Annotated in this window: 28 protein-coding genes; 9 read left to right on the top strand and 19 right to left on the bottom strand. The window is 64.3% G+C overall.

Annotated features, from left to right (window positions below):
• Nucleotides 1-75 precede the first annotated feature (75 nt).
• The 10 genes from ACO07K_RS15875 to ACO07K_RS15920 all read right to left on the bottom strand — a co-directional run bounded on the left by ACO07K_RS15875 (nt 76) and on the right by ACO07K_RS15920 (nt 11312).
• A complete protein-coding gene (locus ACO07K_RS15875; RefSeq protein WP_422029427.1) occupies nt 76-1236 on the bottom strand; it encodes a glycosyltransferase family 61 protein in 1161 nt (386 codons plus the stop codon).
• Between the two features lie 233 nt (nt 1237-1469).
• Entirely contained in the window at nt 1470-2192 is a 723-nt protein-coding gene (locus ACO07K_RS15880) for a hypothetical protein (protein ID WP_422029429.1), read from the bottom strand.
• 288 nt (nt 2193-2480) lie between these two features.
• A complete protein-coding gene (locus tag ACO07K_RS15885; RefSeq protein WP_422029431.1) occupies nt 2481-2738 on the bottom strand; it encodes a hypothetical protein in 258 nt (85 codons plus the stop codon).
• Nucleotides 2739-2819: 81 nt separating this feature from the next.
• A complete protein-coding gene (locus tag ACO07K_RS15890) occupies nt 2820-3605 on the bottom strand; it encodes an ABC transporter permease (protein ID WP_422029433.1) in 786 nt (261 codons plus the stop codon).
• Nucleotides 3606-3806: 201 nt separating this feature from the next.
• Complete coding sequence (locus ACO07K_RS15895; protein ID WP_422029435.1) at nt 3807-5225, bottom strand: hypothetical protein; 1419 nt, start codon at nt 5223-5225, stop codon at nt 3807-3809.
• Nucleotides 5226-5581: 356 nt separating this feature from the next.
• Nucleotides 5582-6601: an ABC transporter ATP-binding protein gene (locus ACO07K_RS15900; protein WP_422029437.1), complete on the bottom strand. Its 1020-nt coding sequence runs from the start codon at nt 6599-6601 to the stop codon at nt 5582-5584.
• A complete protein-coding gene (locus ACO07K_RS15905) occupies nt 6598-7509 on the bottom strand; it encodes an ABC transporter ATP-binding protein (RefSeq protein WP_422036666.1) in 912 nt (303 codons plus the stop codon). The genes ACO07K_RS15900 and ACO07K_RS15905 overlap by 4 nt, the downstream gene beginning before the upstream one ends.
• A 72-nt stretch (nt 7510-7581) precedes the next feature.
• Entirely contained in the window at nt 7582-8535 is a 954-nt protein-coding gene (locus ACO07K_RS15910; RefSeq protein ID WP_422029439.1) for an ABC transporter permease, read from the bottom strand.
• Nucleotides 8501-9463 carry an ABC transporter permease gene (locus ACO07K_RS15915; RefSeq protein ID WP_422029441.1) on the bottom strand — a complete coding sequence of 321 codons (963 nt, stop codon included), beginning with the start codon at nt 9461-9463 and terminating at the stop codon, nt 8501-8503. The genes ACO07K_RS15910 and ACO07K_RS15915 overlap by 35 nt, the downstream gene beginning before the upstream one ends.
• Before the next feature lie 58 nt (nt 9464-9521).
• Nucleotides 9522-11312 carry a peptide ABC transporter substrate-binding protein gene (locus tag ACO07K_RS15920; protein WP_422029443.1) on the bottom strand — a complete coding sequence of 597 codons (1791 nt, stop codon included), beginning with the start codon at nt 11310-11312 and terminating at the stop codon, nt 9522-9524.
• A gap of 129 nt (nt 11313-11441) precedes the next feature.
• Between ACO07K_RS15920 and ACO07K_RS15925 the strand changes: the two genes are divergently transcribed.
• Together ACO07K_RS15925 and ACO07K_RS15930 are read left to right on the top strand one after the other, a co-directional pair.
• A complete protein-coding gene (locus tag ACO07K_RS15925) occupies nt 11442-11759 on the top strand; it encodes a DMT family transporter (protein ID WP_422012254.1) in 318 nt (105 codons plus the stop codon).
• A gap of 16 nt (nt 11760-11775) precedes the next feature.
• The gene (locus ACO07K_RS15930; RefSeq protein WP_422029445.1) at nt 11776-12363 is read left to right on the top strand and encodes an NUDIX hydrolase; all 588 of its coding nucleotides are present in this window, start codon (nt 11776-11778) and stop codon (nt 12361-12363) included.
• Nucleotides 12364-12373: 10 nt separating this feature from the next.
• Here ACO07K_RS15930 and ACO07K_RS15935 read toward each other — a convergent pair whose 3' ends face one another.
• Nucleotides 12374-12799 carry a DoxX family protein gene (locus tag ACO07K_RS15935; protein ID WP_422029447.1) on the bottom strand — a complete coding sequence of 142 codons (426 nt, stop codon included), beginning with the start codon at nt 12797-12799 and terminating at the stop codon, nt 12374-12376.
• A 92-nt stretch (nt 12800-12891) separates the two neighbouring features.
• Between ACO07K_RS15935 and ACO07K_RS15940 the strand changes: the two genes are divergently transcribed.
• From ACO07K_RS15940 to ACO07K_RS15960, 5 genes are all read left to right on the top strand, one after another.
• Nucleotides 12892-13284: a DUF2946 family protein gene (locus ACO07K_RS15940; RefSeq protein WP_422029449.1), complete on the top strand. Its 393-nt coding sequence runs from the start codon at nt 12892-12894 to the stop codon at nt 13282-13284.
• A gap of 64 nt (nt 13285-13348) precedes the next feature.
• Complete coding sequence (locus ACO07K_RS15945) at nt 13349-15529, top strand: TonB-dependent receptor (protein WP_422029451.1); 2181 nt, start codon at nt 13349-13351, stop codon at nt 15527-15529.
• Nucleotides 15529-16716, top strand: coding sequence for an exo-alpha-sialidase (locus tag ACO07K_RS15950; RefSeq protein ID WP_422029453.1), 1188 nt, complete (start codon nt 15529-15531; stop codon nt 16714-16716). The genes ACO07K_RS15945 and ACO07K_RS15950 overlap by 1 nt, the downstream gene beginning before the upstream one ends.
• Complete coding sequence (locus ACO07K_RS15955) at nt 16713-17198, top strand: TlpA family protein disulfide reductase (protein WP_422029455.1); 486 nt, start codon at nt 16713-16715, stop codon at nt 17196-17198. Before ACO07K_RS15950 ends, ACO07K_RS15955 begins: the two co-directional genes overlap by 4 nt.
• A 43-nt stretch (nt 17199-17241) precedes the next feature.
• Complete coding sequence (locus ACO07K_RS15960) at nt 17242-17715, top strand: copper chaperone PCu(A)C (RefSeq protein WP_422029457.1); 474 nt, start codon at nt 17242-17244, stop codon at nt 17713-17715.
• 43 nt (nt 17716-17758) lie between these two features.
• On the opposite strand, the gene ACO07K_RS15965 is transcribed toward ACO07K_RS15960, so the two are convergent.
• From ACO07K_RS15965 to ACO07K_RS15980, 4 genes are read right to left on the bottom strand one after another with little or no spacing between them, the layout of a single operon-like run.
• Complete coding sequence (locus ACO07K_RS15965) at nt 17759-18154, bottom strand: MAPEG family protein (RefSeq protein WP_422029459.1); 396 nt, start codon at nt 18152-18154, stop codon at nt 17759-17761.
• A gap of 20 nt (nt 18155-18174) precedes the next feature.
• On the bottom strand, nt 18175-18813 hold the full coding sequence (gene upp, locus ACO07K_RS15970; RefSeq protein WP_298310987.1) for a uracil phosphoribosyltransferase: 639 nt from the start codon (nt 18811-18813) through the stop codon (nt 18175-18177).
• A 22-nt stretch (nt 18814-18835) separates the two neighbouring features.
• A complete protein-coding gene (locus tag ACO07K_RS15975) occupies nt 18836-19984 on the bottom strand; it encodes a URC4/urg3 family protein (RefSeq protein WP_422029461.1) in 1149 nt (382 codons plus the stop codon).
• Nucleotides 19977-21212: a GTP cyclohydrolase II gene (locus ACO07K_RS15980; protein ID WP_422029463.1), complete on the bottom strand. Its 1236-nt coding sequence runs from the start codon at nt 21210-21212 to the stop codon at nt 19977-19979. The genes ACO07K_RS15975 and ACO07K_RS15980 overlap by 8 nt, the downstream gene beginning before the upstream one ends.
• Before the next feature lie 183 nt (nt 21213-21395).
• On the opposite strand from ACO07K_RS15980, the gene ACO07K_RS15985 reads away from it, so the two are divergent.
• Nucleotides 21396-21557: a hypothetical protein gene (locus ACO07K_RS15985; protein ID WP_422029465.1), complete on the top strand. Its 162-nt coding sequence runs from the start codon at nt 21396-21398 to the stop codon at nt 21555-21557.
• A 51-nt stretch (nt 21558-21608) separates the two neighbouring features.
• On the opposite strand, the gene ACO07K_RS15990 is transcribed toward ACO07K_RS15985, so the two are convergent.
• From ACO07K_RS15990 to ACO07K_RS16005, 4 genes are all read right to left on the bottom strand, one after another.
• A complete protein-coding gene (locus ACO07K_RS15990; protein ID WP_422012230.1) occupies nt 21609-21938 on the bottom strand; it encodes a hypothetical protein in 330 nt (109 codons plus the stop codon).
• Between the two features lie 65 nt (nt 21939-22003).
• Complete coding sequence (locus tag ACO07K_RS15995; protein WP_422029467.1) at nt 22004-22396, bottom strand: c-type cytochrome; 393 nt, start codon at nt 22394-22396, stop codon at nt 22004-22006.
• Nucleotides 22397-22399: 3 nt separating this feature from the next.
• Nucleotides 22400-23608, bottom strand: coding sequence for a molybdopterin-dependent oxidoreductase (locus tag ACO07K_RS16000; protein WP_422029469.1), 1209 nt, complete (start codon nt 23606-23608; stop codon nt 22400-22402).
• A gap of 327 nt (nt 23609-23935) precedes the next feature.
• Nucleotides 23936-24850, bottom strand: a complete 915-nt coding sequence (locus ACO07K_RS16005) for a 2-hydroxyacid dehydrogenase (RefSeq protein WP_422029471.1) — start codon at nt 24848-24850, stop codon at nt 23936-23938.
• 67 nt (nt 24851-24917) lie between these two features.
• On the opposite strand from ACO07K_RS16005, the gene ACO07K_RS16010 reads away from it, so the two are divergent.
• Nucleotides 24918-25352: a hypothetical protein gene (locus ACO07K_RS16010; RefSeq protein ID WP_422029473.1), complete on the top strand. Its 435-nt coding sequence runs from the start codon at nt 24918-24920 to the stop codon at nt 25350-25352.

A 25352-nucleotide genomic window follows, 5' to 3' on the forward strand; every position in this document is an offset into this window, starting at 1 on the left:
GCCTCGCCCCGTCCGGTCCTGGCATCGCAGGTTTCAGTCCCGAATGCATTGCCAGACAGCAGGCGCCCTCCCGCCTCAAGCCTCCTCGCGCCTGCCCAACTCTGCGTCGACGATTTCTCGCGTGAAGCGGAGGAACGCCTCTTTGTCGACGGTCAGATCGGCGTTGTTCGGATTCTTCCTGGATTGCTTGTTTTCGACCTTCTCGCCGACGACGTAGTAATAGTTGAATCCCAGTTGGCTTGCGATTCTCAAGAACGCCGACCCGTGAACCCCACCTTCCGGGAAGATCTCGATCAGCGTCGTGTTCGGGCGGCAGAAGAGGATGTTGGTCAGCTGCGCGCCGTGGGCCGACAGGACGATGCGCGCATTTCGAAAAGCGTCGATCTGCTCCTGCAGCGACAGCGTCGCCGGTGAAATGACGCGAAAGCCCATGTCTTTGAGCTCGGGCAACAACTCGTCCTCGTTGAGGATGCGCCGCATGGACGATTCGTTTCTCGTCACGAACAGGAGCTCGCCACTTCGGTCACGCGCGCGGCGAACGGGCGACGGGAGCAGCAGATCGAGAAACCGCGCCATTTCACGCACCTGCGTGCCGATACGCTGGCCGCCCCCGAATGTCAGGCCGGACGAATTGACGGTCCTGCCGCGCAACAGGCGGTCGGTGTGATTTGCGGAGACGAGCGGCCGCCAGGAGAGCATATCCACCGTCTGCTGCTGGTACGACATAGGGAGTTCGGGGACGACGACATCCAGACTGCTTCCCCGGAGGTTCTCGCGCAGGAGCGAGGACTTGCTGCACACGAACAGCTTGCCCACGCTGTCCAGCCACCATCGGCAGTAGTTTCCCATGCGCTGGGAGGCGAGGGGCAACACGATGCGCCCGTCATCGATGCCAGGCGCGTCTGCGAATTCGTCTGCGGAGGCGCCCTTGTAGTTGGCAAAGAGCTTCGGCACGACCGCGGTCTCGCGGACCGGCGTGCCGTCGATCAGGGTCAACCCCGCCCGAAGATCGACGTAGCTGTCGTTTGCATAGACCACGTACACGGGACCCGCGTCGAACCCCGCCTCGATGCCACTGGAGTCGGGCAGAGACCCGCGAAAGTGACGGTGCACCAGATAGGTCTGCTTCTCCAGAACATCCAGAAAGACGCCCTTTCGAACCTCAAAAATCCCGGTCCCGTCCATCGCCGCTTCCGAGAGCGACAATGCATCCGACTTGCTTGAATCTTCGACCACGCGGCTTTTTCCTCCCGTCGCCAAACGGCACGTCCGCGACGATTCTCAACAACTATGCTGAATTGTGGCACCGGTACAAGCCATGTGGTTCGGCGTCTGGCGTTTTCGGTCCCGTCAGACTCTAACTGCAGTATGAAGGCGAAGAAAATCCTCTCGTGAAACCTGAGGGAGCAGAACGACGGGGACGATGGCTCACGGGATCATCAAACATCGGTGATGCGCACGCGCTACCGTCACATGAACTCTTCTTGCTCGGGCTCCGCCTCCTCCGAAAGAACCTGATTCGGAATCGCCTCCTCTGGAGGCAAGGCATCGAAGACTGCCATGGCGTCCGACAAGTGCCGGTACAGAGTGAGCCTTCCTCGATACAGCACCGCTCCTGCCGTCGAATCGTCGAACATGGAACCTGCGGCAGAAGAGGTGAGGCCCACGATCATGCCGGCCTCTTTGCGACGCAGGTTGAAAGCGGTTTGGCAGAACGTCCGGAATGCTGCGCCGCCACCACCAGATATTGCCCCATCAAACAGATACGTGTCGCAGGGGATGGCGTACATGAGGGCGTAGCTCAACTGCCTTCGCAGCAATGGCGGAAAGCGCTTCACGGGCACGTCGAGCAGCTGCCGCCGCTGCAAGGCGCTCTCGACGAATTCACCGATCTCAAGGGGATCGACGTTATATAGGATCGACAGGCGCTCAATCAGAGTGCGCAACGTGCCGAAACCGGCAAATTTCAAGTATCCACTCGGCGGGCAGGTCAACCCGCGCCGCGTTACCCATCCCGTTGTGGGAAGAGACGTACCGGCAAGAATTTCCAAGAACTGAGAAACGCCGGCACCCCGATGGCCGAAGATGGCGATCTGTGCGCGCGACGGTATCGTCCACGTGACGCCTTCGACCACCAGACGCCGGAAAGCCCCTCGTCCGACCTCCTTCGACACGGAATTCAAGACGATCATATCGTGAGTTCACCGAACGAGACGACCTACGATGATACAACGCGCGAGCTATGACACGCTCTGCTCGTTAGAGCGTAGCAGCCGGAACTGCTGCCAATTAAGCACATAGATATCGAGTGTTGATTGCAGCGATTTCCTGTCAAGCTTAGATCACTTTGCAAGCCGTTTGAAGAGCGGTCGAGCTATTCGTCATCGCGATGCATGGATTTGCCCACGTGCTCGCCGCGACGCGTGGCTGCGGGATCGGGGCGACCCTGTCGTGCAATCGCCTGATGTCCAGGACGACGATCACTCTTGGACACTCTTGCTGGCCGATCCCCCCTTGCGCGCCTTCGCCCTTCTCGCCCTCCTTTCTTCGAGGGCCTTTTCCCGGGCTTCGCTGCGAGCCCGCGCAACGGCCGCACGAACCTCGTCGGAAAGCAGGATCGCGCGCACCGCGTCTTCTTCGGGTTTGGCTTGATGCTGCCAGAGACCAACGATGGCGGCGACCGAGAGGACGACGAGTATCGCAGCCAGATACAGCAAATCAGCATAAAGCACGAACACCGGCCGACCCCGCAATTACTTCAATTCGTCCCCGCTTCAGGAGCGATCATATCCGACGTGAGAGCCCGGAAGACACGCTTCCTAATTCCGATCGAGGGTTCGAAGCGCAGCACGATCCACGACCAAACCGATAAAGAGCGCAATCAACACCCACTCGACGAAGTACGATATATCCAGAGAGTTGTGCGGATAGCGTCCGTAGACACCGAGTCGGAACCACTCGACGCCATGAGACAGCGGATTGAGGATCGACCACGCGCGCCATCTAATGGGCTGAATATCCACGATAAAAAAGACGCCGGACAAAAAGATCAGCCCTCGTGTCAAGACTGCGAAAATACTGTTCCAGGCAGTGATATAGCGCGTGATCACGTTGTTGATCATTCCGACGCCCATCCCAAAGAGAATTAGGAGAACGATCGGCTGCGCACAGGTCGCAATGGAATACGGGCGGGCTTGATCGATGCCATAGAGCCACATGCCCAGAAAAATGGCGACTATCATGAAAATCCAGATGAGTGCGTTGACCAGGATCGTCGCGATATAGACATCGAGCGCCGACAAGCCTGGCAGACGACTCCTTGGACCGGTCTCCGTTCCTCGCGTCCTTGTCGACAACCGCAGAAACAAGAAATAGGGAAGAACGCCGGAAGCAATAAACAGAAACAGCGATGTGCCGTACACGGCCTCCTTGCCTCTGAACAAGCCTCGTATCACGTACATAGCCGTAATGACGGCGAGTGGCTCCAGCACGGAAAGGATGAAGCCCAGCCGGCTGCCGCGGCCGTACCGATGCAATTGCAGGCCCATGCTGAGCCAAACCAATCGCCACCAGCTTGATACCGCAGCTTCGTAACGGATCGCCAAAATACAATCCCTTCTGGACACCATAGCGAAAGCCCATCAGAAGGCAGTATGTACGCCTTCTATCTAGCCTTTGAATGGCTTTCCAACCATTTGGCTTGGACGGGCCTCGGCATATTCATCCTTGTCGCGACGCTCACGATCATGCTGAAGTTTGATCGCGAAATTTGAAGCTGAGATGCACGCCGATCGGCAAGGCATACATCACGCCAGATGTTCTTTGATCGAGCGTCCCAACAGGAGAGCGATCGTCCACAGTAGCAGGCAAGCTATTGCAACGGTCAGCGTCGCAACCCCGCGTCTTGGATAGGTAGACGTCTGAGGCAACGCCGGCTGCACGAACGCGACCACGTATATCCGCTTGGTCGCAGCATTGGACCTCGCCTGCTCCAAGGACTGCATGGTCGATGTCAGCAGATTTTGCGCGAATAGACGCTCGAGATCCAGCTGCTCATACCGCGCGACAGCCTGCGATATCGGAGTGTCGCCGGATTCCGAGGTGGATATCTGATTTTCGACCGCCTTCAACTGCTCTTCCGTCGCTTTAAGACGGGTCCGCAGGCTCTGCAATTGTGCTGAATTGTCCTTCATTCCCTGCTTCTTGAGAGCCGAGATGTCGGTCTGGATCTGCGCGATCGCCCCCCGGATGGAAGAGGCCACGGTTGCATTGGCGAGAACCACGCTGGTGGTGGGTTCAATCAACCCGGTCTTGTCTCGGTATTGCGCAAGTTCGGTGCGAACCTTCCTGAGGCGATCCTCGGCCCGGGCCACTTCGGCCTCTGCATATTTGATGGCCTCGCGTTGAGGTCGCTGTGCCACCTCGTTGACGAGATCTTCTCCAAGGGAAAGCAAGGTCTTGGCGACCAGATATGCGTCCTCCGGCGTAAATGCGCGGACTTCGGCCCATGAAATTCCGGTGACCTGGTCAAACTGGGCCGTCGTCATGTTCTTCCAATAGCGCAGAAACATTTCTATTGGCTGAGACGCATCCATGCGCGACGCAAAATCTATGGACGGTCGCGAATAGATTTCCCGAACGTTTATCCGGGACTGCAATTCCTCGACCGCCTGCTGGCTCGTCATGAATTCCGCCACCATGTAATTCTCGGTCGGATTCGATGACGAGGCGATACCGACCAAGGCCGTCAGGTCTGACGTGGCAGCCGACGTGCTGACGGCGGTGCTCGTGTCACGAACAGCAAATCTGAAGTGAACGACATACTGATCGGATGCAAAGGCAAAGTAGTAGACCCCCGCAACGAGAGTAGGGAGCAGAACGCAGATCACGAACGATAGATATCCGCCGAAGCTGCGTCTCTTCCGGGCACGCGGCAACTCGATCGTGAGCGCATCACTGACAGTCTCTGACTTAGCTTCGCTCGAATCGCGTGATGTTTGCTCGCCGGTCCGAAGGTGCGGTTGCTTACGTTCCTCAATCAGCTGAACCGAAGATTGCGGCGGCGGTGTCGCGTCTTGCGTCGTCCCTTTGGCGCCGTCTTCAGCGATGGCATGCATGGAAGCGCGCTTGCGCCTCTCTCTGGGAGATTTCGCCTTTTCATGACCATCCTCGGCGTGGATCGACTCCAGCAGCGACAGATGCTTCGGATTCTCTGAGTTGGACAATGTAACTCCGTGGCCATGTGCCCATCAGCCGACTGATAGCACTGGTATTCTACCTGCGACCCTCAAGCAATGCGCCATGACGACGGCGGCGGACTTGATAATTTACAGTTCGATGTCGGACATTTCACAGAGCCCGCAATCCTGCCTGAAGCATAGACAAACGACGTCGCGCGAGATGCTGCGCCTTGCCGCAGGCCCTTGGAGTCGGGCTTCGGCCCGGTCGCCGACAGGCGGCGCCCGGCAAAACTAGTTCAGGACACTTCCGCCGTCTCCACGCATCTCCGAGCGTCGAGTGATCATGATGTGACGTGCAGAGCGGCTGAAGCCGGCCGGCTCTCCCGCTCCTGCACGCTAGTCTACCCCCGATAGTGACACGCCGCCCAATGGCCGGGGCGCTTTTCCTCAAGCACCGGCGCACGCTGGCTGCAGTCGGGCCGCGCGATCGGGCAGCGGGTGTGGAAGTGGCAGCCGGACGGCGGGCGGATCGGGTTGGGGACGTCGCCCTGCAGCATGATGCGCTTGCGCTTCACCGTCGGGTCGGGAATTGGCACGGCGGACAGCAGCGCTTCCGAATAGGGATGGAGCGGTGTGTCATAGAGTTCCGCCGCCGGCGCGATCTCCACGACCCGGCCGAGATACATCACCGCAATGCGCGTCGAGATGTGCTCCACCACGCTGAGATCGTGGGCGATGAACAGGTAGGTGAGCCCGAACTGCTCCTGCAGGTCCTCCAGCAGGTTGATGACCTGCGCCTGGATCGACACGTCGAGCGCCGAGACCGGTTCGTCGCAGATCAGCAGCTTGGGCTCGACCGCGAGCGCGCGGGCGATGCCGATGCGCTGGCGCTGGCCGCCGGAGAATTCGTGCGGGAAGCGCCGCATGTGGTCGGGCCGCAGCCCCACCGTCTCGAGGAGCTGCACGACCCGGTCCTCGTGCGCCTGCCGCGACGGCGCGAGCTTATGGATCGTGAGCGCCTCGCCGATGATCGCGCCGATCGTGAGGCGCGGATTCAGCGACGCGTAGGGATCCTGGAAAATGATCTGCATGTCGCGCCGCAGCGCCTGCAGTTTCTCCGGGCCCATCTTCGTGACATCGGCGCCCTGGAACCAGACCTCGCCCGAGCTCGGCTCGATCAGGCGCAGGATGCAGCGGCCGGTCGTGGACTTGCCGCAGCCCGATTCGCCCACCAGGCCCAGCGTCTCGCCGGGAGCGATGTCTAAGCTGACGCCATCGACGGCATGCACCTTGTCGATCACGCGCGAGAGGATGCCGCCCCGAATGGCGAAATGCTTGCGCAGCTCGCGCACCGACAGGAGCGGCTCGGCGGCGTCGGACGCCGGCACGGCGGCGGGAACCGTCAGGGATGTATTGCTCACAGCACGCACCGCACGAAATGGCCCGTTCCGACTTCCTTGAGCGGCGGGATGCCCTGGTTGCAGATATCCATCGCGAACTTGCAGCGCGCGGCGAAGCGGCACCCCGGCGGCGGTTCGAGCATGTTGGGCACGGTGCCGGCGATCGCTTCCAGCCGCTGTTTCTTGGCGGCGCTGCGATCGACCCTCGGGATCGAACGGATCAGACCCTGCGTATAGGGATGCCGTGGATTGCCGAACAGCGCCTCGACGGGCGCCTCCTCGACCACCAGGCCGGCATACATGACCGTCACCCTCTGGCAGGTCTCGGCGACCACGCCCATCGCATGGGTGATCAGCATGATCGCCATGCCGAAGCGATCCTTCATCTCCTGCATCAGCTCGAGGATCTGCGCCTGGATGGTGACGTCGAGCGCGGTCGTCGGCTCGTCGGCGATCAGCAGCTTGGGCTGGCAGCTGAGCGCCATGGCGATCATGACGCGCTGGCGCATGCCGCCGGAGAACTGGTGCGGATAGTCGTGCACGCGGCGCTGCGGATTGGGGATGTTGACCAGCCGCAGCATCTCGGCGGCAGCGACCAGCGCCTGCTTGCGCGACAGCTTCTGGTGCAGCTCGATCACCTCGGCGATCTGGTCTCCCACCGTGTAGACCGGATTGAGCGACGTCATCGGCTCCTGGAAGATGATCGCGATCTCCTTGGCGCGGATCGAATTCATCTCCGAGGCTTCGAGCGGGATCAGGTCCCTGCCCTTCCACAGGATCTCGCCGGCCTCGAAGCGGCCGGGCGGCATGTCGATCAGCTTCAGCACCGAGCGCGCGGTGACGGTCTTGCCGCAGCCCGACTCGCCCACCACGCCCAGCGTTTCGCCGCTGTCGATGTGCAGGTCCACTCCGTCGACGGCACGCACCATGCCGTCCTCGGTCTTGAACCAGGTTTTCAGTCCGCGAATATCCAACAGAGGTTCGGCCACGCTACACCAGAACTAGAGGACACGTCGCGGATCGAGCGCGTCGCGCAGTCCGTCGCCGATGAAGTTGATGGCCAGCACGGTGATGAAGATCAGCGAGCCGGGGAACAGCGCCCAATGCGGCGCGATATCGAGATAGTCCTTGGCGTCGCGCAGCACGCTGCCCCAGGTCGGGACATCGGACGGGAAGCCGAGACCGAGGAACGACAGCGTCGACTCCGCGATGATGGCGGCGGCGATGTCGATGGTCGCGACCACGATCACCGGCCCCAGCGCGTTGGGCAGGATGTGCTGCGTCACCTGGCGCAGACGCGAGGCCCCGAGCGCGCGGGCGGCCTCGACGAACTCCTTCTCGCGCAAGGACAGGAACTGGGCGCGCACCAGGCGCGCCGCCGACATCCAGCGCGTACCGCCGATGACGGCCACGATCAGCACGAAGGCCCCGCCCTCGACCCCCAGCACGCCCTTCACCGGTTCGCGGAACAGGTAGATCACAAGCAGGAGGAGCGGCAGCTGCGGCAGCGACAGGAACAGGTCGGTGACCCACATCAGCGCCGCATCGACGCGGCCGCTCGCCATGCCGGCCACCGAGCCGACCAGCAGACCGAAGAAGATGGCGACGACCATCGCCGCGACGCCGACCGCGATCGAGATACGGCCGCCGTAGATCAGGCGCGCCAGCAGGTCCTGCCCCAGATCGTCGGTGCCCAGCGGATGGCTCCAGGACGGTCCCTGCAGCTTGGCGGCGAAGTCGATCTCGTTGATCGGCACGCGCCAGATGAACGGCCCGAACAGCACGGCGAACAGGATCACGGCGAGCGCGATGGCCGAGAACAGCGCCATCTTGTGGCGCCGAAAGCGCCGCCAGGCTTCCTGCCAGGGCGAGAAATTCTGCCGCTTGGCCGCGGCAGCGGTCCCCGCGGCTGCGGGCGCGTCAGCGGTAAGCGATGCGGGGGTCGAGCCAGCCATAAAGGATATCTGCAATGAGGTTGAAGATGACGACCAGACAGGCCGAGACGAAGGTGACGCCCATGACGACCGGCGTGTCGTTGGAGAGCATCGAGGTGATCAGCAGCGAGCCGATGCCGGGGACCCGGAAGATCTGCTCGGTGACGACCGCGCCACTGAAGACGATGGGCATCTGCAGCGCGACCAGCGTCACGACCGGGATCAGAGCGTTGCGCACCACATGCCGGGTGATGACCTTGCGCTCGCCGATGCCCTTGGAGCGCGCCGTGGTGACGTAGTCGAGGCGGATCACGTCGAGCACGGAGGAGCGCACGAAGCGCACCAGTGCCGCGCCCTGGAAGAGGCCGAGCACCGTCACCGGCATGATCGACTGCTTGATGTGCTCCCAGTAGAACTCCCAGCCCGTCGCGCTGATGTCCGCGCGGTAGACGAAGGGCAGCCAGTCGAGCTGGATCGAGAAGACCAGGATCAGCACCAGGCCGGTGAAGAAGGTCGGCAGCGAGAAGCCGATGAAGGCAAAGGTGTTGGCGATCTGGTCGAACAGCGAATAGGGCCGTGTCGCCGCCAGCACGCCGACCGGAATGGCGACGGCGATGGCCAGGATCTGCGAGGCGCCGATGACGATCAGTGTCACGGGCAGGCGCTGCATGATCAGCGTGCTCACGTCCATGCGGCTGACGAAGGAAAAGCCCCAGTCGCCCTGCAGCAGGGCGGTGAGCCAGTGCCAGTAACGCATCCAGACCGGGTCATCGAGGCCGAACTTGGCGCGCAGAGCGGCGCGCACCTCCGGCGGCACGGCCGGGTTGGTCGCCAGTTCGTCGAAGGGATCTCCCGGCGCCAGGGCCAGGAGGCTGAAGAGCACGACGCTGATCCCGAGCAGACTCGGGATCATGATCAGGAGCTTCCGGATTACGTACTGCCTGCTCACGCGATGGACCTGAAAAGAGAGGGTCCTCCCCGCCCGAAGCGGGGAGGACGAAGCGCCGTTAGGCGTCCTTGAACCAGTCGCTGAGGTCCGAGGTGTTGTTGTCCCAGCCGCTGATCTGAGCGTTGAGCTTCGCCGTCATCGCCGAGACTGTCGGGCGCTGGACGATACCCATCACGATCTGGTTCTGGACGGCGAGATCGTTCATCTTGATGAACAGGGCAGCCCGTTTGACGGGATCGAGTTCCACCTCGGTCTCGCGGTAGAGTTTGTCAGCCTCCGGGCTCTGCCAGCGCGTGATGTTGCGGCCCTGCCACTTGTTGGCCTTGGTCGCGGCTTCCCACGAGACGAACTGCAGCATGTGCGTTCCCGGATCGGGTTGGCCCATGGTCGTCGTGTACATCTCGAGGTCGGTATAGAACTTCGTGTACGTGTCCGGATTGGCCACGTCGGACGAGAAGAACACCGAAGCCGTGACCGACTTCAACTCGATATCAATGCCGGCCTTCTGCGCCGCCTGCTTGATGATGGCCTGCGTCTTCTGGCGCGGCTGGTTGATCGAGGTCTGGTAGACGAACTTGAGCTTCTTGCCGTCCTTGGCGCGAATGCCGTCGGAGCCCTTCTTCCAGCCGGCCTTTTCCAGAATGTCGTTGGCCTTGTCGACGTTGAACTCGATCGGGTTGTTCTTGGAGTCGAAACGCGGCGGACCGTACAGGAAGTTGCGCGTCGCCGGGCCGGTGCGGCCGTAGATGTGATCCTGGATCGACTTGTTGTCGACCAGCAGCGCCATCGCCTTGCGGACCTCGGGGTCGCTGAGCGTCGGATGCTTCGTCTTCAGGCTGGACCGCTCACCGTCGACCTCGGTCCACGGATCGGTCGTATTCATGAGGAAGAATTCGATGTTGCCGCCGGGCGTGACGGAGACGCGCCCCTTGCCGCCCTTCTCCAGCCGGGTGAGGATCTCGTCCTCGACCTGCAGGTTCCAGGCGAAATCGAATTCGCCAGTCTGGAGCACTGCGCGGGCCGCCGAGACGGCGTCGCCGCCGCCCTTCATTTCGACCGAGTCGAAGTACGGCTTGTTGGCCTGATGGTAGTTCGGGTTTGCCACGCCCGTCACCAGATCGCCCGGCTTGAAGTCCTTGAACATGTAGGGGCCGGTGCCGACCGGCTTCAGGTTGGTGGGGGCGTCGCGTGACTTGGCGCCGATGAAGTCGGCGAACAGGTGCTTGGGGATCAGCATGCCGCGCGTGCCCACGAAGGCATCGGCCCAGAACGGCGTCGGCTTCTTGAAGGTCACCTTGACGGTGTACTGGTCGACCTTCTCGACCATGACATCCTGGTAGGACGCGATCGTGTAGGCGGCCGTCGCCGGGTCCTTCGCATATTCCCAGTTGAACACGACGTCATCGGCGGTGAACGGCTTGCCGTCATGCCAGGTCACGCCCTGCTTCAGCTTCCAGGTCACGGACATGCCGTCGGCGGACAGGCCGCCATTCTCCTTGGTCGGGATCTCGGCCGCGAGCTTCGGCTTCAGGTTGCCCTCGGGATCCCACGCCGCCAGCGGCTCGTAGAACAGGCGCGAACCGTCCTGGTCCTTGGTACCCACTGCGAAATGCGGGTTGAGCAGGGTCGGGCCCTGCCACCACAGCAGCTTGAGCGGGCCGCCGCCGCCGCGCTTGGTCGGCTTGTAGGTCGACGCCGGCTGCGCCATCGCGACGCCCGACGACAGGAGAATCTGGCCGGCCGCCGGTGCGCCGATGCCCACCGCCATCATCGCCTGCACGAAACCACGCCGCGAGAGCTTGCCGGCCTTCACCTTGCCGATGAGGCCACGCAGTTCACGTTCCTTCATTTCATAACTCCCAAGATCAATGCCCTTCCCGGTGCCGCCCTCGCTATGCTGCAAGATGCGTGCAATCCTTGATCGTTACAGGCTGTAACGTTGCCGTCAATGACAGCACTTGCTGTGGGGAGACACTGAATGGCTTGGATTTCTCTTTTCCTCGCGGGACTCTGCGAAATTGGCTGGCCCGTGGGCCTGAAACTCGGCTGGACGGACCAGGGCGTCCGGCCAGGGTGGCTGCTTTTCGCCGCCGTTGCCATCGTCGTGAGCGGCGCGCTGCTTATGTGGGCACAACGCACCATCCCGATGGGCACCGCCTATGCAATCTGGACGGGCATCGGTGCCGTCGGTGCCTTCGTCGTCGGCATTGTGGCCTTCGGCGATGCAGCCTCGACCATCCGTATCGTCTCGATCGCCCTCATCGTGGCCGGCATCGTCGGCCTGAAACTCGCGTGAAGGCTGCGCAATTCCCATGAAGGACAAGGTCGCACCCTGGAAGGTGCTGGACTCCCGGTACAACTACCGTGACCGCTGGCTGGCGCTGCGCTCCGACACGGTCGAGTTGCCCAACGGCCGCGTGCTGACGCCCTTCCACGTGATCGAGCAGCCGGACTGGGTCACCGCCGTGGCAATCACGCGCGAGGGCAAGATCGTCCTCGTCGAGGAATATCGCCACGGGGCGAGACAGGCGGTGATCGAACTGCCGAGCGGCATCCAGGAGGGGCCAGGCGACCCGGTCGACCAGATGAAGCGCGAGTTACGCGAGGAAACCGGCTTCGCCAGCGAGGAATGGCACTTGCTCGGGACCTTCTTCGCCAACGCGCCGCGGCTCAGCAACCGCGTGCACTGCTTCCTGGCGCTCGACGCCCGCAAGGTGGCCGAACCGGCGCTCGAAGACAGCGAGGTCATCGTGAACCACGAGGTTCCCCTGGCGCAATTCCTCAAGGAGCTTCGCGCCGGGCGGCGCACGTTCCACGGCTTCCAGGGCGGTGCCCTGTGGCTGCTGGACGCCTATGCCCGCAGGACCAGGGACGAGCGCCTCGCGGCGGTGCTGGCCTGAGGGTGGGAGATCAGCGCTTCAGCCCGCGCAACCGGCCGGCGACGGCGCAGACCATGAATCCGCCGATCAGCGAGATATGCTCCATGGCGACGCGGAAGTGCGGCGTGCGCGCCGGCTCCTGCATCGTCCAGAACGGATGGGCGAGCACGATGGCGACGACCAGGAAGCCGCTCAGGATGCCGCAGCCCAGCCAAAGCCAGCGATCCAGCAGGATCAGCAACGATCCGATCAGGAGCGTCGCTATCAGCACGATATTGAGCAAGCCCGCCGGCCGGAGTCCGAGGGAGGCCAGTTCGGCGGCACTGCCCTCGAACTCGGCGAGGTGACCGAGCCCCGCACTCCAGAAGACGAAGGTCAGTACCAGCCTCGCCAGGAACCAGCCGATCCCGCTGTCCAGGAAAGCCGCGATCACCCGCGGCATGTCGTTCCGGCCCATGTAAATTCTCCCCCTCCGAGACTGCTTTTTGCAGACCATACGGCGACAGGGTGCCCTCTTCCACCTCTCCCGTTTTCGTGCGTAATTCGGCCATGATTCGCAAACGACCCGACCGGGGCTGGCGTGCGTCGGCATTCGCCGCGGCGCTGTTTGCGATCACGCTCAACTTCTTCCAGCCATTGGCCCACGCCGTCCTGATGCGCGACGGCGGCCCAGAGGCAGCCGCCCGGACCTGGGGCGTCTTCTGTCTGCCTGGCGCCGACGAAGACGGTTCGGCGGCGCCCGGCCAACAAGCGGGCAAGGCTCACGAATGTTGCCTGGGCCTCGCGCAAGCGCCGGTACTGGCCGAGCCCTCCGCCGCCGCCTTCATGCGCGTGGAGCCGATCGCCGACACGATTGTCTTTGCGGCAAACGACGAAGCCCTCGCCCCCGTTGGCATTCGCGACGGGCCTCATCGACCACGCGGTCCGCCTTCCCACGCCTGACGCCTGAAGCCGCCTCGCGCCTTGCCGCGCCTGGCGTTCATTTGTCATTCGTGGGGAGATTTTCATGTTGTCCATCCGCGTGGCCACGGCCACCGCCTTCGCAGCCCTCGGGCTGATCCCGATGCTTGCCCGTGCGCAGACTGCGCCGCCGTCAGGCGATCCATCCGCAACGAGCCAACAGCCGGTGTCGCTGCCACCGATCACGGTCAGTGCCGGCCGAGGTTCCGACCTCCAGAAGCTCGACGTCAGCACCACCGTGATGACCCGCGAGCAGATTCAAGCAACGCCCGAAACCGGCGTCGATCAGCTGGTGAACCGCATCCCGGGCGTCTGGCTGCCGACCATCCCGACCGGCCAGCTCCACCCGACCGCCCAGCCGGTGAACATCCGTGGCTTCGGTACCAGCACGACGATCAACACCCTGATCATGGTCGACGGCGTTCCGGTCAACGATCCCTACTTCCGGACCATGAACTGGAGCACCATCCCGAAGAATTCGGTGGAGCGCATCGAGGTCATCCGCGGCGGCGGAGCCACCAGCCTGTGGGGCAACATGGCCATGGGCGGCGTGATCAACATCATCACCCGCGAACCGACGAGCACCGGCGCCTCGGCCGACACGAGCTACGGCAGCTACAACAGCTCGACCGCCGAAGCGGCCGGCAGCTACGTCATCAACGACAAGGTAAAGGTCGGGGCGAGCTATAATCATGCCCAGAGCTCGGGCTACAACCTCACGCCCGCCCAGTACCGCAACGCCAATCTCGTCGCGACGGCGTCCAAGGCCGACAACGTCGCCGCCAGCGTGTTCCTGACCCCCAACGACAAGCTGAAGCTGTTCGCGAAGGGCTACTGGAACCAGACCTATGAGGATGGGCTGGTCTGGACCTATGCCCACAACAACTGGTCGACCTATCGTCTGCTCGCCGGCGGCAGCTACAAGTTCGACGAGAACCAGTCGCTGAATTTCAGCGGCTGGGCGAGCGGCGGCTCGTTCGGCACCATCAACGTCGGCAGCGGCGCCTACACGCTGAACAACACCACCGCGACCAACCAGTATGTCAGCCAGATCGAGGCCGCGCCCAGTTCGGACGTCGGCGGCTCGGTGTTCTACGAAGCGAATTTCGGCCCGCTGCGCGACGTCAAGGTCGGGGTAGACGCGCGTCGCACGATGGTGACCGACTACAACAACCTCTATGCCAACGTGTCCGCCAATCCGACGACCTTCATCGTCAATGGCGAGCATCGTTTCCAGGGCGTCTTCGGGCAGGGCACGTACCGGTTCACCGGCATTCCGGTCGATGTCACGGTCGGCGTGCGCGGCGACTTCTGGCAGGCCATGAACGCCAGTGTGCTGACGACGAACTCCAGCAACCTCAACGTCGTGCCCAACGCCAGCGCGGCGAGCTTCGATCCGCGCATCGGCATGAAGTTCTATGCCAGCGACGAGCTGACGCTGCGGGCCGCGATCTACCGCAACTTCTCGGCGCCCGGCATGAACCAGATGTACCGGGTGTTCGCCAGCGGCACGAGCTACTCGACGATCAATCCCAACCTGCAGCCCATGAACAATTTCGGCCAGGAAGTCGGCTTCGACTTCGAATGGAAGGGCTTCACCCTGTCGGGCACCTACTTCAACAACAACCTGAACAACTTCATCGACTATATCACGGTCTGCAACACCAGCCCGGCCTGCGCCGCGCCCTATGTCAGCGCGGCCGGCCTCGGTCCCGCCTTCACGACGGTCCGCCAGTACCAGAACGTGGGCAACGCCACGTTCCAGGGCCTCGAGCTGATCGCCACCTGGCAGCCGTTCGAGCAGTTGCGGCTGACCGGCGGCTTCACCCAGACGAACGCCTACCTCACCAGCTCGGTCAATCCGACGCTGGTGCGGACCGGCGTGCAGCTGGGGCAGGTGCCAAGCTACATGTTCACGGCCGGCGTCGAATGGCGGCCGATCGAGACCCTCGTCCTCAGCGCTGCGATGAAGTCGTTCCCGCAATATTGGAACGACACCAACCATACGCAGTTGAATGACGGTGCCACCCTGATCGACCTCGGCCTGCGCTGGACCCCCGTGAAGGACGTCGACATCTATGGCAGTATCCAGAACCTGACCAACGTCCAGTACCTGGCGCAGGGCTATACGCGGACCTCGTTCGAGGGCTCGACCTACAGCGCGTCCGCCATCCCGCAGCTCGGCATGCCGCTGACTGCCACCGCCGGCCTGAGGGTGAAATTCTGATGCGTGCACTCCTCGCCTTCGCAGCCATCCTGTTGTTCGCCGGCCCCGCCGCCGCCCAGCACCAGCACGGCAAGCCGGGCGCCGCCGCACCAGAGGCGTTCACCGCCACGCCGGCCTTCGGTCCCGACGGCACGCTATGGCTGGTCCGGGCCATGGCCGACAAGATCGTCGTCGTGCGCTCCAGCGACCTCGGCAAGACCTTCTCCGAGCCCGTCGCGGCCACGCCGGAGCCGATGAACCTCGACTGGGGGCCCGACGCCCGGGCCCGCATCGTCGTCGATTCCAAGGGCGGACTGGTCGTTACCTTCGCGATCTTCCAGGACCGCAACTTCAACGGCCGCGCCTTCTTCGCGCGCTCGAACGACAACGGCGCGAGTTTCAGCAAGCCGCAGCCGATCACCGCCGACACGACCAGCCAGCGCTTCGAGACGGCGGCGGTCGATCCCGCCACCGGCCGGGTGTTCGCCGTCTGGCTCGACAAGCGCAACGTCGCCAAGGCGCGCGCCGCCGGGAAGCCCTATCCCGGCGCCGCGCTCGCCTATGCCTGGGAGGATGGCGAGGCAGGCTTCGGGCCGACCGCCATCGCCCTCGACAATACCTGCGAATGCTGCCGCCTCGGCGTGGCCTTCGCCGGTCCCGGCAAGCCCGCCGTGGTGTTCCGCAACATCTTCCCCGGCTCGATCCGCGACCACGGCGTCATCACCTTCAAGGACGAGAAGACGCCGGGGCCCGTTCGCCGCGTCAGCGCCGACGACTGGAAGATCGAGGCCTGCCCGCATCACGGGCCGAGCATCGCCATCCTGCCGGACGGCTCCTATCACGTCGCCTGGTTCACCGCCGGCTCGGCGCGCAAGGGCCTGTTCTATGCCCGCGCCGACACGGGCGACACGCCGTTCAGCGCACCGCGCGCCCTGTCGACATCCAAGCGCCAGCCGGCGCGGCCGTATCTCCTGGCCAACGGCACCGCGCTCCACCTCGTGTGGAAGGAATTCGACGGCACCAAGTCGACCGTGCGCTGGCAGGTAAGCCACGATAGCGGCCGCACCTGGAGCGATCCGCGCACCGTGGCCGAGACCGAGGACGCGTCCGACCATCCCCTGCTCGTTGCCAATGCCGGCCGTGCCTATCTGTCGTGGCTCACCAAGGCCGACGGCTATCGCCTGATCCCCCTCGAGGACCAGCCATGACGTTTCGTCCCGTCCTCCTCGCCCTCCTGCTGGCGGTCGCTTCGGCCGGCGCCCAGGCGGCCGACCTGCAGTCCTTCGGCCGGGGAAGCTGGTCCAAGCTGCGCGCCGCCCATGACGGCCAGCCGACCGTCGTGCATTTCTGGGGCCTGACCTGTGCGCCCTGCCTCGTCGAGATGCCGGAATGGGGCAAGCTGCAGGCCGAGCGGCCCGACATGCGCCTCGTGATGGTGGCCGCCGATCCGGTCCCACAGGATCCGGCGCGGGTCTCCGACATGCTGGCGCGGGCCAATCTCGCGAAGGCCGAGAACTGGGCCTTTGCAGACCGTTTCAACGAGCGGCTGCGCTATGAAATCGATCCCGACTGGCCGGGCGAGCTGCCACGCACGATGCTGATCGATCGTGACGGCAAGGAAACCGTCCTCACGGGCGTCGCCGATCTCGGCGAGGTCCGCGCCTGGCTCGACGCGCAGAAAAAGCGCTGACGCCCCAACCTCTTCCTTCGCCCATTCTCCAGGAGTTCCTTCGATGCTCGTCCGTCGCCTCTTCCTCACGGCTGCTGCCACCATCCTCGCCCTGCCCGCAATGGCCCAGGATCACAGGATCGGTTCGATCGAGATCACCACGCCGTGGACCCGTGCCACGCCGCCGTCGGCGCGCACCGGCGGCGGCTTCATGACCATCACCAATAAGGGGACCGTCGCAGACCGGCTGGTCTCTGCGCGCAGCAACGCCTCGGACAAGGTCGAGGTCCACGAGATGCAGATGGACGGCAACGTGATGCGGATGCGCGAGCTGGCGAAGGGCCTCGAGATTCCGCCCGGCGCCACCGTGATGCTGAAGCCCGGCAGCTATCACATCATGTTCATGGAGCTGAAGGCACCGCTCGCCAAGGATGCCAAGGTGCCGCTGACGCTGGTCTTCGAGAAAGCCGGCAGCATCGACGTCCAGCTCAACGTCGAAGCGATGGGCGCCATGCCGCAGGGGCACGGGAAGAATTAGACGCCAGCCTTCCTCCCCGTGTGACGGGGGAGGAAAAGAGGGATTACATCGCCTTCAGCAGTTCGATCGCGATCAGCACCATGCCGATGACCGACACGAACCAGGCCGCCGTGCGCAGCCAGGCGATGCCGGCGATGTAGATCACGGTGTAGGCCACGCGGCCCCAGAAGAAGATCGCCGCGCCCATCGCGGTCATCGCGTTGGCCTTGCCGGCGACCGCCGCGATCAAGACCAGCGCCGCGAACAGCACCATGTTCTCGACCATGTTGAGATGGGCCCGCTTGGCGCGCCCGGCCCACCCCTTGATCTCGGGCAGGCCCTCGCGATTGCCCGCCAGCGTCGGCAGACCGACGGCCCGGTTGGCGCCCGCGGCGGCAACCAGCATCTGCCCGAAGGTCAGGATCACGGAGAAGAGCAGGTACTTCAGGTCCGGCGACATCGGCGTTTCTCCCGTTGTTGTTATTTGGTCCCGAAGAGACGGTCGCCCGCATCGCCGAGCCCGGGAACAATATACCCGTGATCGTTGAGTTTCGCATCGATCGCTGCCGCGAAGACCGGCACGTCGGGATGGACCTCGGCGAAGGTCCGCGCCCCCTGCTCCGAGCCCAGCACGCAGATGAACTTGATGCGCCGGGCGCCCGACTCCTTCAGCCGGTCGACCGCCGCGATGGCCGAATGGGCGGTCGCCAGCATCGGATCGCAGACGATGACGTCGCGGTCGGAAATGTCCTGCGGGATCTTCAGGTAGTATTCGACCGCCTGCAGCGTGCGCGGGTCGCGATAGAGACCGACATGGCCGACCCTTGCCAGCGGCACGAGGTCGGTGACGCCCTCGGCGAGGCCGAGCCCGGCGCGCAGGATCGGCACGACCACCAGCTTCTTGCCGTCGAGCAGCGGCGCGTCCATCGCCTCGATCGGCGTCTCGATTCGCGTCTGCACCGTCGGCAGGTCGCGCGTGGCGTCGTAGCCCAGCAGAAGCCCGATCTCGCGCAGCAGACGGCGGAAGTTGGTGCTCGACGTCTCCTTGTCGCGCAGCTTGGTCAGCTTGTGCTGGACCAGCGGGTGCGTCACGACATGGATCGAGTGTGGCAATGACATCGTCTCGTTCTCCCCAAAATCTCTAGAACACCGTGCCGTCGCTTTCGACGGTGATGGGCGGGCCACCGCCGGGCCGGCGCTCCGCCGCCAGTCGACGTCCCGCAAACCAGGTGCCGGCTTCCAGAACCTTCACCAGCGGCAGGCGCGCCGCATCCATACCCAAGTGCAGGCGGACATGCTCGGCGATCCGGTCGAGCAGCGCCACGGTGAGCGCCCGCCATTCCACGATCGCCTCGTCGCCCGGCGCGAAGGCCTTCTCCAGCAGCACGCGCTGCTTGGGCCGGAGCGCGCCGGCATCGACCAGCAGGCCGCCGTTGCGATATTCCGGCAGGCCGGTCAACGCATCGAGCGCCACGACCTCGAGGCCGGCTCCTTGGATGGGTTCGACCAGCGAGTAGCTCATCCATTGTGAGAGCTTGTGGAACGGCACCAGCCCGACCACCGGATGCTCCCACACGTCGCCGCGCGGCGACGGCCAGATCGGCGAGAGCTTGTCGAGCACGGCGGCCAGGATGGATTCGGCCTTCACCTCGCCGCCAGTGGCCACGATGTCGAACAATGCCCCCGGCCGTTCGAGGCCGACGTTGCCCAGCTTGCGCAGCAGCTCGGCGCGCCCCTCGAGGCCCAGCAGCGGATTGTGCGCCTTCACCTGGAAGCCCATGGCGATGTCCATCGGCGTCAGCTGCGCGAGGCGCTCGGCATCGACCCGCAGCGGGTCGCCCTTGGCATCGCGGCTGAAGGCGCCATTGGCGAACATATGGAAGCTGGCCACGCCCAGCCCCTCGGAGCGCGCGTAGGTTTCGTCCGTGCCCGGCTCGCGATAACTCCACGCCGCTCCGGCACCGGCGTCGAGCAGCACGGAGACGACCGCGAGGTCCATGCGTCTCCGTGCGATCTCCTCAGGGGGCAGATGCGCCAGCCGCTCGGCCAGCGCGCTCCAGCGGTCACGGCCACCCGATTCGAAGTGCCGCCAGCGCGAATGGAACGGGATCGCCGCCGGATTGGGGAAGCGTTCGCGGGTGACGGCCAGCGTCGCCTGCACGGCCGCCTCCAGCCCGTTGGCATCGAGCTGGAACCATTGCGACTGGCCGTCCTCGACATACTTCAGGACCTTCGCCGCCCGTTCGCGGATGGCGACGGGCGTGCGGAGATACGCCAGCGAATCATTCATCGAGGCCACGTCCCTTGGCGCGCGCCAGCTCGTTCGATCCCGGCTTGGTCGGGCTGAAATAGCCCGCCGCCTTCTTGGCATCCATCTCGACCAGCGCGTCGGCGGGGATCAGATGCTCGGGGATCGGCACCTGCTCGACGATCTCGATGCCCTGCTCGCGCAACGCGTCGGACTTCATGTTGCTCATCGAGGCGAAGCGGTCGATGCGGCTGATGCCGAGCCAATGTAAGATGTCGGGCATCAGCTCCTGGAAGCGCATGTCCTGCACGCCCGCCACGCATTCGGTGCGGTTGAAGTACTGCGCGGCCGAATCGCCGCCGGGCTGGCGCTTGCGCGCGTTGTAGACGAGGAACTTCGTCACCTCGCCCAGCGCCCGGCCTTCCTTGCGATTGTAGATGACGACGCCGACGCCGCCCTTCTGGGCCATGTCGATGCAGATCTCGATACCGTGCGCCAGGTAGGGCCGGCAGGTGCAGATGTCGGAGCCGAACACGTCGGAGCCGTTGCACTCGTCATGGAGGCGGCAGGCGATCTTCGTCTCCGGCTTGCCGAGCTTCGACACGTCGCCGAAGAAATAGATCGTGGCGCCCCCGATCGGCGGCAGGAACAGTTCCAGGTCGGGCCGCGTCACCAGTTCGGTGTACATGCCGCCGGTCTCCTCGAAGAGCGTGCGGCGCAGGTCCACTTCCTTGACGCCGAAGCGCTCGGCGATGCCGGGCAACCACCAGACGGGCTCGATCGCTGCCTTGGTGACCTTCACGTCGCCCGAACCGCTCAATATGTCGTTGTCGGGCTTCAGCCGGCCGGCGGCCAGCGCCTCCATGATCTCCGGCATGTTCACATGCGCCTTGGTGATGGCGATGGTCGGCCGGATGTCCCAGCCCGCCGCCAGCTTGTCGGCAAAAACCTCGGAGACGAGATGCCCCCACGGGTCGAGCGAGACGATCTTCTTCGGATCGAACCAGCTCTCGAACGGCCCGATGATCTCGGCGGGAGAGGTGTTGGTGAGGTCGGGCCGGTGATCGGCCTTGAGTTCCTTCGCGGCGATGGCCAGCGCACGATAGATGCCGTAGCTGCCGGAATGGACCCCGATGACGTTGCGATGCGAGGTGAGGCCGACCGTGCCGACAACCGGCCCACGGACGGCAGGATCGCGCGCGCCCCAGACCACCGGAGGGGCCGGCTGGCCGCCCTGGCTGGGATGGGTATTCAGTCTGATGTGCGCCATGTGCTTTCCGTTCCTCCAGGAGCGGGAAAGCGGGGCATAGTATAGCGCCCTGGTGACCAAAGGAAGACGCTGCGTCTTGCGGTCGGGCGGGCGACCTTTCACGCGACATGATCAAAATCAACCCTGGCCGCCTTCTTTCTACTCCCCGTCCTGGTCGCCGCGCCGGCCGGATTGTGGGCGGCCATGTCCAGCGCGTCGAGCAGGCCCTCTATTCCCTGCTGGGGCGGTCCGGGCGAGGACGCGACGCGCTGGACGGGCCGCCTGACGCGCAAGGGCACCTACATCATCGCAATCGGCAGCACGCACGGGAACGCCAACTTCAGCATGGACGTGAAGATCGAATAGATTGACTGCTGCGGCGAGAGCTATCGCCTATCTGATGTTCCGGACCGTAGCTTACTTTCCGCCACCGCCACCATCACCGCCCCCATCGCCACCGCCGTCGCCGCCATCACCGTCGTTACTGGAAATCTCGATCGAGAGACCTCCCCAAAAACCGCTTCGGTCGGTCTTCATTTCTTCTGCCTCCGTTTTCGGCCAGGCATTTGCGATGACCTTCGCCACGATGGAACCGACGAAAAAACCGGCAAAGATACAGGTCCCCCAGGCTTGGTCGCTTTTTGCCAGGGGATTCAAATAGTAGACCGCGGCTCGTGCAGCGCAGGCGATCGCGGCGGCGAGCACCAGTAGAACGAGCCCAAATGGAATTACGATCTTGCGCGACATGCGTGTGACACGCACACCTTATACTATCAAATTTCAACAAGGGAACCGTCTAGGGCGGCGGCCGCCTACTTCGGGCCCTTCGTGGTCGCGAGATAATCGACGATCGCCGTCATCTCGCCATCGTCGACCGGCGCCTTGTAGGCATGGATCATCTTGTCGACGATGCCGTGCCAGGCAGCCTTCGGCAGGTTGGGCTGGGTCAGCACCATGCCGGCCGAATGGCATGACAGGCAGTTCGCGTTGATCGTCTCGGCGGTCGCGCCCCCGGGAAAGACCTCGGTGCTGGTCGGCAGATCGACCGACACCGATTTCAGGACGAAGGCCGTCGCGCCGGACGAGGCCACGGCGGCCGGCGCCGGCGGCGGTGGAAGTTGCACCGCGGGATGGCCGATGAACGCCAGCGTCAGCCCGGCAATGGCTGCGACGGCAAGACCCAGGGCAGCACCGTTGATCTGCATCGCTCAGGCCGCCTTCAGGTGCACGGTCTCGATGCCGTTGTGCATGAAGCCGCTGGGGTTCCAGTTGTTTGCCATAGGCTGCACCAGCCCGCCGTCGTTGGTGCAACGGACCATCAGCGCAACGTTGCCGGCAGACGGCGTCACCTCGGCCTGCCATTGCCGGAAGCTGTACTTGCCCTCGTCGCGGCCCAGCACCGTGGGCAGCCAGCTCATGCCGCCGTCCACCGAAAGCTCGACCGACTTCACGCCGGTGTCGCCGCCGAAGGCGATGCCGCGCACCAGGGTCTTCGTGCCGGCCTTCAGGGTCGCGCCGTCTTTCAGGTTTGTCACGAACGAGCGCGGCACCATGCGGGTGATCGGCACCATGGTGAGGCCGGTCTGGCCGGGCTTCATGTCGGCGCCAGGCGTGTCGGGAATCAGATAGGCGTTCCTGGTCCAGAAGTTCTCGTCGGGCGCGGCCAGCACTTCGATATGGGCCAGCATCTTCACCCAGTAGGTCGAATACCAGCCCGGCACGACAAGGCGCAGCGGAAAGCCATTGAGCAACGGAAGCTGCTCGCCGTTCATGGCGTAGGCGATCATGACCTCGCCATCGCTTGCATGGTCGAGCGCCAGCGACTTCATGAACTTCGGCGCCTCGGGCACCACCGGATCGTCGAGCCCGGCAAGGCGTACCGCCGTCGCGCCGGCCTTCACACCCGCCCGGTCGAGCACGTCCCTCAGCCGCACACCCATCCACTTCGCGTTGCCCATCGCGCCATTGGCCCATTGCGCGCCGGGAACCCGTGGTTCGGTAAAGCCACGCGAGTTGCCCGAGCACTGGTTGACCGCGACCAGCTCGACCCGCGGCAACCCGTCGACGATCTCCTTCAACGTAAGGGACAGCTCCTTGTCGACATGGCCGCGCACCGAAAGCCGGAACGTCCCGACATCGATCTCGGTCGGGATCACCGCCCAGTGCCAGCGCACATAGAAGGAATCGTTGGGCGTAAAGACGCCACGGTCGAAGACCTCGAACGGCGTCTCGAGCAGCGGTGGCCGTGTCCGCTGCAGGATCATCGGCCCCTTCTGTGGAAAGCCCTTCGTCAGGGCGCGCTCGGACGGCGCGAACGGCAATTCGACCGTCGCCTGCCCCCAGGCCGAGCCGGACACCACCATGAGGCCGCCGGCACTGGCCTTCCCCAGAAACGATCGCCGCGTCGTTCTCGTCATTGCGTTACGCCCATTTACCCACGCTGGCCGGTACACTACGCACAACAGATTGCGTGGAACCAACGCCTTTCTGTCGCGCCCATCGCATACGAAGGATGCCGCTTCCCGCTTCGCTATCGGAACGCTCGCATTCACGCCGTTGCAACATTTCCCGCAGCCGTTGCCTGCGATGGATCGGTTGTGAAAGCGGCGCAGAACAAGCGTTGGCAACGCGGGTGACCGCGGCGCGCGTGTCACCCCAGTCGGCAATCGCAGCGGGCGGCCAGGTGCGCGTGCGTGTCGAGCCCGGCCGCCTGCATTTCTTCGATCCCGACACCGAGAATGCGATTACGGCGTAGACCATCCCTTAGCGGCCAGGTCGATGGCGCGGCGGTACATGGTCATGGCCGCTTCGGGCGTGTTGTAGCCCGCATGGGCGGTAAGGGTGACGTTGTCGAGCGTCAGCAGCGGCTCCTCCGGCGAAGGCGGCTCCTTGCCGAAGACATCGGTCGCGTAGTGGCCGATCCGGCCCGCGCGCAGCAGTTCGACCAGCGCCGCCTCGTCGACGATGCCCGCCCGCGCCGTGTTCACGATGAGGACGCCCGGCCGGGTCTTCTCCAGCTTCGCGCGATCCAGGAAGCCGCGCGTGCTCTCGTTCAGCGCCAGATGCAGGCTCACGATGTCGGACTGCGCCAGCAGCTCGTCGATGGTCACGGTGGGTACGCCGCCGCCCGAGACGGGCGAGCGGTTGTAGCCAATCACCTTCAGCCCGACGCCCTGGGCGATGCGCGCCATCTCGCGGCCGATGCCGCCCAGCCCGACCACGCCCAAGGTCTTGCCCCGCAGTTCCATGCCCTGCATCGGCCGCCAGCCGCCGCCCCGCACGATGCCGTGCATGGTCGCGATGTGGCGGGCCGCGGCAAACACGAGGCCGATCGCATGCTCGGCGACCGTGGTGTCGCCGTAGCCGCCGATGGTCGAGACCTTGATGCCGAGCCGTTCCGCCGCCGCGAGGTCGACGAAGCTGGCGGCTCCCGTGCCCAGGAACACGATGTGCTTCAGCCCGGTGCAGCGCTTCAGCGTCGGCTCGCTGAAATAGGTCGCGTCGTTGATGACCGTGTCGTAGCCCGCGACCCTGCCCGGCACTTCCTCTTCGGAGACGAGGCCCATGGCGACCGTGATCGGGATGTCCGCCGACCCGTGCACCCGTTTCCAGACGCGGTCGATGTCGGGTGTCGAATCGATGAACAGTGTTCTGGGCATGGTCGCCTTTCCCCCGTTTTTCCCGACGATAGTCCGCACGGGGCGAACTGTCTGCTAGGGTGGCGGGATGAACAGACGCTACCTCCTCGGCACCCTGCCGCTCCTCGCTGCCGCGCCCGCCCTGGCCCAGCAGCTTCCCGACATCCGCACCCTCTCCGTGACGCCCGGCGCGGCCGGCACGAACGTCACCGGCAGCCTGGCCGACACCAAGGCCCGCGGCCTCTACTACGTGCCGGGACAGGCCGGTCAGACCATGAACGTCTCGGTCGCATCGGCCGGCAATAACGTCGTATTCCAGGTCTGGGAGCCGGGTACCGGCGTCCGTACCAACGCCGATGGCACGCTCGCCTTGAACGGCAAGCCCATGCGCGATGCCGGGCCCAGCGAGGAGCCCGCTGCCTGGATCGGCGCCCTGCCCAAGACCGGACCTTATCTGTTGATCGTCTACAGCCGCCGCGATGCGGCCAGCTACACGCTCACCGTGTCCGTGACCGGCTCGTAA

Source organism: Reyranella sp. (assembly GCF_965228225.1).
In the GTDB taxonomy this organism is placed as follows: domain Bacteria; phylum Pseudomonadota; class Alphaproteobacteria; order Reyranellales; family Reyranellaceae; genus Reyranella.